This is a genomic window from Falsiroseomonas sp. RANM36 (assembly GCF_056682175.1).
On sequence record NZ_JBWXTD010000002.1, the window covers coordinates 745814 to 755299 of the forward strand.

Below are 9486 nucleotides of genomic sequence, written 5' to 3' on the forward strand. Positions count from 1 at the left end.
GGGGGGGCCGCCGGGGGGGCCCGGCCCGACCCGCCACCGGGGGCGCGCCCCCCCCCCTCTTCCTGCCCTCGCAGCCTGGCTGCGCGGACGCTTTCAGAAAAGCCGGCGATCGGCGCCGTAGGGCACGACGATCTCGTGCTGGCCGACCATGTTGAGCAGCTGCCGCGCCCGCTCCTCAAGCTGGTCGCGGTCGAGCCGTTCGCCGCGAAGCCCGTTGACCCGGCGCTCCATGGCGGCGAGGTCCGCCATGGCGCGGTCCCGCTCCGCGCTCGCCTGCGCGATCTCCTGCAGGCGGTGGTCCATCGCGACCAGCCCGCGCTCGCCATGCACGGCGTGCCAGGCGAAGTAGCCGCAGCAGGCCAGGAACAGCACGGGCAGCATGGCCGAGCGGGCCCAGCGCCCGATCGCGGCCAGCACGCCACGGCGCTCCGTGGCCAACGCGTCAACCTCGTACACGGATCGAGCCCCCCAGCCCGCTCGGCAGCCGGCGGAACCCCTCTTCCGCGCAGCGCCCTGTGCACAGAATCAGACGGCGCGCGAAGTGTCCAGCGGAAAGCGCGGATTCGGCTTGCGAATTCGCCTCAGCCGGCAAAGGCGGCGATGGCTTCCGGCTCGGTTGCGTGGATTCGCAGCAGGCTGTCGAAGCCGGCGGTCCTGAGCACCTCCGCGACCATCGGCTGCGCCGCGGCGATCTGCAACTCGCCGCCGAAGGATTGCAGCAGCCGCGCCAGGCGCAGGATCACCCGCAGCCCGGCGCTGGAGACGAAGTCCAGGCCGGAGAGGTTCAGCACCACCTGATGCGCCGCACCGGTGCCGATCGCGTCGATCCGGTCCCCGACCTCCCCGGCCGTGCGCGAATCCAGTCGTCCCGCAAGGTCGATGACGAGAACCTTGCCGGCCTCACGCGTGGCGATCTGCATGGCTGGCTCCGGCGGCGAAGGTTGCGTCCGCCGGAAGCCTAGTGGGGCGGTGATCGGCCCGTCAAACGCCGACGGCGTTCAGCGCCGCACCGCCGCCCGGCCGCCATAGCGCGCCGTGGGCCCGAGCTGCTGCTCGATCCGGATCAGCTGGTTGTACTTGGCCGTGCGGTCCGAGCGGCTGAGCGAGCCGGTCTTGATCTGCCCGCAATTGGTCGCGACGGCGAGGTCGGCGATCGTCGCATCCTCGCTCTCGCCGGAGCGGTGCGACATCACGCAGCGATAGCCGGCACGGTGGGCGGTCTCCATCGCCTCCAGCGTCTCGGTCAGGGTGCCGATCTGGTTGACCTTCACCAGGATGGCGTTGGCGGTGCCGCTCTCGATGCCGCGGCGCAGGCGCTCGGTGTTGGTGACGAAGAGGTCGTCGCCGACCAGGTTCACCTTGGCGCCGAGTTTTTGGGTCAGCAGCTTCCAGCCGGCCCAGTCGTCCTCCGCCATGCCGTCCTCGATCGAGACGATCGGCCACTTCGCGCAGAGCGCGGCGAGGTAGTCGGCCATGCCGGCGGAATCGAGCGTCTTGCCCTCGCCTTCCAGCCTGTAGACGCCGTCATGGAAGAACTCGGTGGAGGCGCAGTCGAGCGCCAGCACGATGTCCTCGCCCATCCGGTGGCCGGCCTTCTCGGCGGCCTTGGCGATGAAGGAGAGCGCCTCGTCCGCGCTGCCGATATTGGGTGCGAAGCCGCCCTCGTCGCCGACATTGGTGTTGTGGCCGGCGTCGTGCAGCGCCTTCTTGAGCTGCGCGAAGATCTCGGAGCCGATACGCACGGCATCCGCGACCGTGCCGGCGGCGACCGGCATGATCATGAATTCCTGGATGTCGATCGGGTTGTCCGCATGCTTGCCGCCATTGATGATGTTCATCATCGGCACCGGCAGGGTGCGGGCGAAGACGCCGCCGACATAGCGATACAGCGGCTGGCCGAGCTCCGCCGCGGCCGCCTTGGCGGTGGCCAGCGAGACGGCGAGGATCGCGTTGGCGCCGAGGCGCGCCTTGTTCGGCGTGCCGTCCAGCTCCAGCATCGTCTCGTCGATCTTCACCTGCTCGGTCGGGTCCATGCCCCCGATGGCGTCGAAGATCTCGCCTTCGACATTGGCGCAGGCCTTGAGCACGCCCTTGCCGCCGTAGCGGGCCTTGTCGCCGTCCCGCAGCTCCACCGCCTCATGCGCGCCGGTGGAGGCGCCGGAGGGGACGATGGCATGGCCGCGGATGCCGGTGTCCAGCACCACCTCGGCCTCGACCGTGGGGTTGCCGCGGGAATCCAGGACTTCGCGGGCGATGATGTCGGCGATGGCGGCCATGTTCGGGCGGGCTCCGGCGGTGCGTGCGGGGCGATTAACGCCCGTGCGGCGGGGCGGCAAGGGCCGGGCTGCGCCCGGCTCAGGCGACCGTGGCGTGCCGCGCCGCGAGATCCGCGACCGAAAGCCCGGCCCGCGCCATCAGCCGCGCCACGATGAGGTCGCAGACCAGCCAGAGGGCGATCTCGTATTGCCCGCCCATCGGCAGCACCGACCCGCCCTCCCACACCTGGGCCGGGATGCGCCAGACCAGCTCCGCCGCCTCCAGCGCCGCGCCGCTCTCCGCGGCGGTGAAGACCGCGCCCCGCGCCCCAAGTGCGCGCCCCTGCCGCAGGAAGGCGGTCGCGCTCGGCAGGTCGCCGCGGCTGGCATTGGTCACCAGCAGGTCGCCCGCCCGCAGCGGCGGGGTGGTGACACCCGGCAGCCAATGGGCATCCAGCCCGAGATGGCCGAGGCGCATCGCGAAGCCCATCAGCGCGAAGCCGGTGCGGCCGGCGCCCCAGACCAGCACGCGGGGTGCGCCGGCGATCGCCGCCACGGCGCCCTCCAGCGTCCCGGGCGGGATGCGGGCGAAGACTGCCGCCTGTTCGGCCAGGATCGGCGCCACGGCCTCGGCCGGCGTCACGGCGCCGCCCCGTGCAGCACGCCGCGCGCCAGGAACAGCGCCGTCACCTCCTCGACCGCGGCGATGAAACGCGGGTCGCGCCGTGCCGCCAGGCCGCGCGGGCGCGGCAAGTCCACCGTGAGCAGCCGCTCGATCCGGCCCGGCCGCGGCGACATCACCGCGACACGGTCGGCCAGCAGCACCGCCTCGTCCACGCTGTGGGTGATGAACAGCACGGTCTTGCGGCTGCGCATCCAGAGCGCCTCGAGGTCGAGACGCATCTGCTCGCGCGTGAGCGCATCCAGCGCGCCGAAGGGCTCGTCCATCAGCAGCAGCGGCGGATCGTGCAGCAGCGCACGCGCGATCGAGGCGCGCTGGCGCATCCCGCCCGAGAGCTCATGCGGGTAGCGGTCCGCGAAGTCTTCCAGTCCCACCTGGCGCAGCAGCGCCAGTGCGCGGTCGCGGAAGGCGGCCTCGCTCAGGCCGCGGATGCCCGCCTGGAACAGCACATTGCCGAGCACGTCGCGCCAGTCGAGCAGCACCGGCTGCTGGAAGACGATGCCGAGCTCCGTCACCTGCCCCGCGACCTCCCGCCCGAACACCTGCACGCTGCCGGAGGAGGGCGGCATCAGCCCCGCGGCCAGGCGCAGCAGCGTGGACTTGCCGCAGCCCGAGGGACCGACCACCGCGAGGAACTCGCCTTCCGGCACGTCGAGATCGAGCGCATCGAGTGCCAGCGTCTCGCCCTGGCGCGTGCGGAAGCGCTTGGACACGCCCGCGAGATGGATGCCGCCCGCGCCGCTGCTTTCCCCCACCGTGCCCGCCCTTGACTGCCCGTGCTTGCGCGGAACAGTGTTCCAGCGAAGGGCGCGCTTCAAGGGCGGCGCCGCGGCGGGAGGAAGCTCGGGCGCATGGGGCAGGCGTCGCGCCAATGGATTGCGCGTGCGCGCATCGCCGCGGCCTTCCTCGGCTTCCTGCTGGCCTGGGAGATCGCGGTGGATGTCTTCGCGATGCCCGAATACATCCTGCCCGCGCCGAGCCGCATCTTCGCCGATGGCGCGCAGCGCTGGCGGTCGCTGGCGGAAGCCGCGATGTTCACCGTGCAGCCGATGGTGCTGGGATTCGTGCTGGCCGTAGTGCTGGGGGTGGCGATCGCGCTCGGCATCGCCTTCTCCGACACGGCGCGGCAGACCGCCTATCCGCTGCTGGTCTTCCTGCAGATCGTGCCGAAGATCGCGGTGGCGCCGCTCTTCATCATCTGGTTCGGCTTCGGGCTGATGCCGAAGGTGCTGCTGGTCTTCCTCCTCAGCTTCTTCCCCGTCGTGGTCAGTGCGCTGCAGGCCTTCCGCAGCCTGGAGGCGGAGGTGGCGGAGCTGCTGCGATCCTCCGGCGCGACGCGCTGGCGCGCCTTCCGCATGGTGCAGCTGCCGGCCGCGCTGCCGGTGCTGTTCGGCGGCTTCAAGGTGGCGGCGGCGCTCGCGGCGACGGCCGCGGTGGTGGCGGAGTTCGTCGCTTCCGACCGGGGGCTCGGCTACCTGCTGCTGGAATACAACGGCAACCTCGACACGCCGATGAGCTTCGCGGCGATCTTCATGCTGACGGCGCTGGGCTTGTCGCTCTACGGTCTGGTGGAACTCGCGGAACGGCTGGCGGTGCCCTGGCATGTCTCGCGCCGGCGCGCCGAAGGCGAGGTCGCGGGCTTGTAGGAGGGAGGAAACACGTGATGCTTCGCAGGCTGTTCCTGGCGCTCTGCGCCGCCTTCGCGCTCGCCGCGCCCGCGGCGGCGCAGGACCGCGTCACCTTCCGGCTGAACTGGCTGATCTACGGCTTCCACACGCCCTTTTACCTGGGCGTCGAGCGCGGCTACTACCGCGAGGCCGGGATCGACCTGACCATCGGCGAGGGCCAGGGCTCGGCGCGGGCGGTGCAGCTCGTCGCCTCGGGCGGCGACATGTTCGGCCTTTCGGACGGCGCCTCCATCATCAACGGCGTGGCGCGCGGCGCGCCGGTGCAGGCGGTGATGGGCATCATGAACAAGTCGCCCTTCGCGGTGATCGTGCGCGCCGACAGCGGCATCCGCACCATGCGCGACCTGGCAGGCCGCACCATCGCGGCGACCACGGGCGAAGCGGGGCTCGTGATGTTCCCCGCCCTGCTGCGCGCCAACAACATGCCGGCCGATGCCGTGCGCTTCCTGCGCGTGGACGGCGCGGGCAAGCTGGTGGCTACGCTGGAGAACCGCACCGTCGGGATGCTCGGCGGCGTCGAGAACCAGGCGCTGATCCTGCCGCAGCGCGGCCTGCCGGTGCATTCCATCCTCTATGCCGACAACGGCGCCAACACGATGGGCCTGGCGATCCACGCGACGCGCGAGACCATCCAGCGCAACCCCGACCTGGTGCGCCGCTTCGTGCGCGCCACGCAGCGCTCCTTCGAGGCCGGCATGCGCGAGCCGGAAGCGGCCATCGCCGCCGGGCTGAAGATCAAGCCGGACATGGACCGCGACCTCGCGCTGGCGCAGCTGCGGGCCGGGCTGCAGCTGGTGCGCTCGGCGCGCGGCGCCGACCGCCCGATCGGCTGGATGGCGCCGGAGGATTGGAGCGAGACGCTGAGCCTGATGCGCGAGTTCCAGGACCTGCGCACGGAACTGCCGGCCGACGCCTTCTACAGCAACGCCTTCCTGCCGCAGTGAGCCGCGGCGCGGCGGTCGTCACGGGCGGCGCGGGCGGGATCGGCCGCGCCGTCACGGAACGCCTCGCCCGCGACGGCTATCGCGTGGCGTCGTGGGATCTGTCCACGGATGCGCCCGGCGCCGCGCTGGCGCTTGCCGTGGACGTCACGGACGAGGACGCCACGCGGCACGCGGCACAGGAAACGTACGAAAAGCTCGGGCCGATCCGCGCGCTGGTGGTCAATGCCGGCATCCTCGGACCCACCGCGCCGGCCTGGGAGGTGCCGCTGGCGGAGACGCGGCGCGTGCTGGAGACGAACCTGCTCTCCGGCTTCGCCACCACCGGCGCGGTGATCCCGGCGATGCTGCGCAACCCGATGCCGGATCGCGGGCGCATCGTGCTGATGGGCTCGGCGGTGGGGAAGGAAGGCAGTGCGATGGCGGGCGCCTACGCGGCCTCCAAGGCCGGGCTGATGGCGCTGGCGAAGGTGCTGGGCAAGGAGCTCGCGACCGAGGGCATCCTGGTCAACGCCATCGCGCCGACGGTGGTGCGCACGGCCATGGAAACCACGCTCGATCCGGCGCAGCGCGCCGACAAGCTGCGCCGCATCCCGATGGGCCGCTTCGCGGAGCCCGGGGAGGTCGCCGCCATGGTGAGCTTCCTCTGCGGCCCCGATTGCAGCTTCTCCACCGGCGCCGTCTTCGATCTCTCGGGCGGCCGCTTGCATGATTGACTACGCCCTCAGACGCCGGGCGCGGCCTCCGGCCGCTTGGCTTCGCGCAGGCCGCCGTCGGCGTGGCTGTGCGGCAGATCTGTGCGCGGGCCGCATTCGCGGCGTCGGTCCGCTGCGCGGACCGCATTTGGCAAGGACCTCTCCGAATGCTCGCAGGTGAAGCGGCGGTCGCGATCTGGAACGGCGTGACGGCCGAGGGCCGGGCGGAGTTCTACGCCTGGCACCTGCACGAGCACATGGCCGAGCGCGTCGGCATCCCCGGCTTCCGCCGCGGCCGGCGCTTCATCGCGCTGGATGCCACGACGCATCCGGAGTTCTTCACGCTCTACGAAGCCGACACGATGCAGGTGCTGCAGGGGCAGGACTACGCCAACCGGCTGAACGCGCCGACGCCCTGGACGAAGCGCGCCACGCAGGGTTTCCGGGACACCTCGCGCGGCCTGGCGCGCGTGCTGGCAAGCCACGGCGTCGGGCCCGGCGGCGTGATGCTCACGCTGCGCTTCGACGCGCCGCCGGCGGCGATCCCCGCCTTCGCCGCGCTGGTCGCGCAGGCCGCGACGGCCCCGCGCGTGACCGGCGCGCATCTGCTGGTGACCGACGATGCCGCGAGCAACGCGGACAGCGTGGAGAAGCAGGGCCGCAGCGACATCACGCCGCCGCCCGCCTGGATCATCCTGGCGGAGGCCACCGATGCCGAGGCGCTGGCGCCGCTGTTTCCCGAAGCGGCGCTGCGCGGCGCTGGCGCCATCGCCGCGCCGCAGCGCGGCACCTACCGGCTGGAATTCATGCGCCTGAAGACCGCCTGGGGCCGTTAGGCCAGCGCCCGATCGCGTTGGTCTGCTGCAGGGCCGTTCACCGCGTCGGGCGGCGCGTGTCCCACACCGCGGCACGGCCGCGCATCAGCGGCCTGCCCTGCTCGTCGCAGGGCTCGACGCGGCTGCGCGCCACCGCGACGGCGCGCACCATGCCGGCATCCTTCGCCCGGCTGTAGCCGGCGAACTTGATGTCGAGGGAGCCGTCCGGGTTCACCCGCATCACCCGCCCCCAGTCGCCCGCGAAGGCGGTGACCAGCGGGCCGTCCTCGTCGCGCTTCAGGCGCACGAGGTCGCCCTGCTCGTAGAAGCAGATCTCGTCGCCGTCATGGCTGGTCATCACGCGCATGGCGGCAGCTAGCGGCAGAACCCTTGAGGGCGCGTTAAGCGCCTCAGCGCTTGCCGAGGCCCCCGCCGGCCAGCAGCGTCACCGCCAGGCCCACGGCCAGCGCCGCCGTCACGCCGAACGAGCCGAAGAAATAGCCCGCCAGCACGACCAGGAGGACGGTTGCGGCCAGGCCGTAGCCGAAGCGCCGCAGACGCGATTTCTCGTCCATCCCGTCCTCCGTCAGACCAGCCGCGCCTGGCGCACCGCGGCGCCGATGAAGCCGCGGAACAGCGGGTGCGGGTCGAAGGGCTTGGATTTCAGCTCCGGGTGGAACTGCACGCCGATGAACCAGGGATGGTCCGGCCGCTCGACGATCTCCGGCAGGGAGCCGTCGGGCGAGAGGCCGGAGAAGCGCAGCCCCACCTCCTCCAGCCGGTCCTTGTAGTTGACGTTCACCTCGTAGCGGTGCCGGTGCCGCTCCTGGATCTCCGCCGCGCCGCCATAGACCTCGCGCACGAGGGAATCCTCGCCGAGCCGCGCCGGATAGGCGCCGAGGCGCATGGTGCCGCCGAGGTCGCCGCCCGCGGCGCGGCGTTCCACCTCGTTGCCGCGGGTCCACTCGGTCAGCAGGCCCACCACCGGCTCCGTGCAGGGACCGAATTCGGTGGAGGAGGCGCCCTTGAGCCCGGCCTGGTTCCGCGCCGCCTCGATCACCGCCATCTGCATGCCGAAGCAGATGCCGAAGAAGGGCACCTTCCGCTCGCGCGCGAAGCGCACCGCCTCGATCTTGCCTTCGGTGCCGCGCTCGCCGAAGCCGCCGGGCACCAGGATTCCGTTGACCTTCTCGAGCCGCGCGACGGCGGCCTCGTCATCCTCGAAGATCTGGCTGTCCACCCAGTCGAGGCGGACCTTCACGTTGTGCGCGATGCCGCCATGGGTCAGCGCCTCGGCCAGCGACTTGTACGCATCGAGCAGGTTGGTGTATTTGCCGACAACGGCGATCGTCACCTCGCCTTCCGGCTGGCGGATGCGGTCCACTATGCGCTGCCAGCGCCGCATGTCCGGCTCGCCGTAGAAGGACAGGTTGAAGTGCCGCAGCACTTCGCGGTCCAGCCCCTCCTCGTGGTAGCTGAGCGGCACGGCGTAGATGCTGTCGGCATCCAGCGCCGGGATCACGCTCTCCGGCCGCACGTTGCAGAACAGCGCGATCTTGCGCCGCTCGTTCTCCGGGATCTGGCGGTCGCAGCGGCAGAGCAGGATCTGCGGCTGGATGCCGACGCCGAGCAGTTCCTTCACGCTGTGCTGGGTGGGCTTGGTCTTCAGCTCGCCGGCGGAGGGGATGTAGGGCACCAGCGTCAGGTGGACGAAGAGGCTGCGCGTCGGGCCGAGCTCGTTGGCCAGCTGGCGGATGGCTTCCAGGAAGGGCAGCGACTCGATGTCGCCCACCGTGCCGCCCACCTCCACCAGGACGAAGTCGTAGCCCTCCGTCTCGGCCTGGATGACGTCCTTGATCTTGTCGGTGATGTGCGGGATCACCTGGACGGTGCCGCCCAGGTAATGGCCGCGCCGCTCCGCCGCGATCACGTCGGAATAGATGCGCCCGGTGGTCCAGTTGTCGGCCCGCGTCGCATGCACGCCGGTGAAGCGTTCGTAGTGGCCGAGGTCGAGGTCGGTCTCCGCGCCGTCGTCGGTGACGTAGACCTCGCCGTGCTGGTACGGGCTCATCGTGCCCGGATCCACGTTGAGATAGGGGTCGAGCTTGCGCAGGCGCACCTTGTAGCCGCGCGCCTGCAGGAGCGCCCCGAGCGAGGCCGCAGCGATACCCTTGCCGAGCGAGGAGACCACGCCGCCGGTGATGAAGACAAACCGCGTCATGGACTGCCCTCTTAGCGTGCCGCAGGAGTCGGGCAAAGCCCGGCCGCGCGGCGCAGATGGGCAGCGGCCATGCGGCCGGCGCCGGCCGGCCCGGGGGTACGCCTAGTTCGTCGGCACCGCGGGGGCCGCCGGCCCCGCCCGGGGGGGGGGGGGGGGGGCGCCCCCGCCGCCCCCCGGGCCGCGCCCGGC

Annotated in this window: 12 protein-coding genes; 4 read left to right on the plus strand and 8 right to left on the minus strand. The window is 71.7% G+C overall.

What is annotated here, in order from left to right; genetic code table 11:
- Nucleotides 1-93 precede the first annotated feature (93 nt).
- From AC1MIR_RS04435 to AC1MIR_RS04455, 5 genes are all read right to left on the minus strand, one after another.
- The gene (locus tag AC1MIR_RS04435) at nucleotides 94-456 is read right to left on the minus strand and encodes an FtsB family cell division protein (RefSeq protein WP_480026955.1); all 363 of its coding nucleotides are present in this window, start codon (nucleotides 454-456) and stop codon (nucleotides 94-96) included.
- A gap of 125 nt (nucleotides 457-581) precedes the next feature.
- On the minus strand, nucleotides 582-920 hold the full coding sequence (locus AC1MIR_RS04440; RefSeq protein ID WP_480026956.1) for an STAS domain-containing protein: 339 nt from the start codon (nucleotides 918-920) through the stop codon (nucleotides 582-584).
- A 78-nt stretch (nucleotides 921-998) separates the two neighbouring features.
- Nucleotides 999-2276: a phosphopyruvate hydratase gene (eno, locus tag AC1MIR_RS04445; RefSeq protein ID WP_480026957.1), complete on the minus strand. Its 1278-nt coding sequence runs from the start codon at nucleotides 2274-2276 to the stop codon at nucleotides 999-1001.
- A 79-nt stretch (nucleotides 2277-2355) separates the two neighbouring features.
- Entirely contained in the window at nucleotides 2356-2898 is a 543-nt protein-coding gene (locus AC1MIR_RS04450; RefSeq protein WP_480026958.1) for a phosphoheptose isomerase family protein, read from the minus strand.
- Complete coding sequence (locus tag AC1MIR_RS04455) at nucleotides 2895-3692, minus strand: ABC transporter ATP-binding protein (RefSeq protein ID WP_480026959.1); 798 nt, start codon at nucleotides 3690-3692, stop codon at nucleotides 2895-2897. The genes AC1MIR_RS04450 and AC1MIR_RS04455 overlap by 4 nt, the downstream gene beginning before the upstream one ends.
- A 96-nt stretch (nucleotides 3693-3788) precedes the next feature.
- Here AC1MIR_RS04455 and AC1MIR_RS04460 point away from each other — a divergent pair, with 96 nt between their 5' ends.
- The 4 genes from AC1MIR_RS04460 to AC1MIR_RS04475 all read left to right on the plus strand — a co-directional run bounded on the left by AC1MIR_RS04460 (nucleotide 3789) and on the right by AC1MIR_RS04475 (nucleotide 7097).
- Complete coding sequence (locus AC1MIR_RS04460) at nucleotides 3789-4583, plus strand: ABC transporter permease (protein WP_480026960.1); 795 nt, start codon at nucleotides 3789-3791, stop codon at nucleotides 4581-4583.
- 17 nt (nucleotides 4584-4600) lie between these two features.
- Nucleotides 4601-5569: an ABC transporter substrate-binding protein gene (locus AC1MIR_RS04465; RefSeq protein WP_480026961.1), complete on the plus strand. Its 969-nt coding sequence runs from the start codon at nucleotides 4601-4603 to the stop codon at nucleotides 5567-5569.
- Nucleotides 5566-6282, plus strand: a complete 717-nt coding sequence (locus AC1MIR_RS04470) for an SDR family NAD(P)-dependent oxidoreductase (RefSeq protein ID WP_480026962.1) — start codon at nucleotides 5566-5568, stop codon at nucleotides 6280-6282. Before AC1MIR_RS04465 ends, AC1MIR_RS04470 begins: the two co-directional genes overlap by 4 nt.
- 146 nt (nucleotides 6283-6428) lie before the next feature.
- Nucleotides 6429-7097 (plus strand): hypothetical protein, encoded by a 669-nt coding sequence (locus tag AC1MIR_RS04475; RefSeq protein ID WP_480026963.1) that lies wholly within the window; start codon nucleotides 6429-6431, stop codon nucleotides 7095-7097.
- Nucleotides 7098-7134: 37 nt separating this feature from the next.
- Here AC1MIR_RS04475 and AC1MIR_RS04480 read toward each other — a convergent pair whose 3' ends face one another.
- From AC1MIR_RS04480 to AC1MIR_RS04490, 3 genes are read right to left on the minus strand one after another with little or no spacing between them, the layout of a single operon-like run.
- Nucleotides 7135-7443 (minus strand): hypothetical protein, encoded by a 309-nt coding sequence (locus AC1MIR_RS04480; RefSeq protein ID WP_480026964.1) that lies wholly within the window; start codon nucleotides 7441-7443, stop codon nucleotides 7135-7137.
- 43 nt (nucleotides 7444-7486) lie between these two features.
- Nucleotides 7487-7651 carry a hypothetical protein gene (locus tag AC1MIR_RS04485; protein ID WP_480026965.1) on the minus strand — a complete coding sequence of 55 codons (165 nt, stop codon included), beginning with the start codon at nucleotides 7649-7651 and terminating at the stop codon, nucleotides 7487-7489.
- Nucleotides 7652-7662: 11 nt separating this feature from the next.
- Nucleotides 7663-9297 carry a CTP synthase gene (locus AC1MIR_RS04490; protein ID WP_480026966.1) on the minus strand — a complete coding sequence of 545 codons (1635 nt, stop codon included), beginning with the start codon at nucleotides 9295-9297 and terminating at the stop codon, nucleotides 7663-7665.
- Nucleotides 9298-9486: the final 189 nt, after the last annotated feature.

Coding starts and splice junctions, on each gene's coding strand:
- AC1MIR_RS04480 (WP_480026964.1), bottom strand. CDS start 7,443: ATGCGCGTGATGACCAGCCATGACGGCGACGAGATCTGCTTCTACGAG.
- AC1MIR_RS04465 (WP_480026961.1), top strand. CDS start 4,601: ATGCTTCGCAGGCTGTTCCTGGCGCTCTGCGCCGCCTTCGCGCTCGCC.
- AC1MIR_RS04490 (WP_480026966.1), bottom strand. CDS start 9,297: ATGACGCGGTTTGTCTTCATCACCGGCGGCGTGGTCTCCTCGCTCGGC.
- AC1MIR_RS04475 (WP_480026963.1), top strand. CDS start 6,429: ATGCTCGCAGGTGAAGCGGCGGTCGCGATCTGGAACGGCGTGACGGCC.
- AC1MIR_RS04485 (WP_480026965.1), bottom strand. CDS start 7,651: ATGGACGAGAAATCGCGTCTGCGGCGCTTCGGCTACGGCCTGGCCGCA.
- eno (WP_480026957.1), bottom strand. CDS start 2,276: ATGGCCGCCATCGCCGACATCATCGCCCGCGAAGTCCTGGATTCCCGC.
- AC1MIR_RS04440 (WP_480026956.1), bottom strand. CDS start 920: ATGCAGATCGCCACGCGTGAGGCCGGCAAGGTTCTCGTCATCGACCTT.
- AC1MIR_RS04460 (WP_480026960.1), top strand. CDS start 3,789: ATGGGGCAGGCGTCGCGCCAATGGATTGCGCGTGCGCGCATCGCCGCG.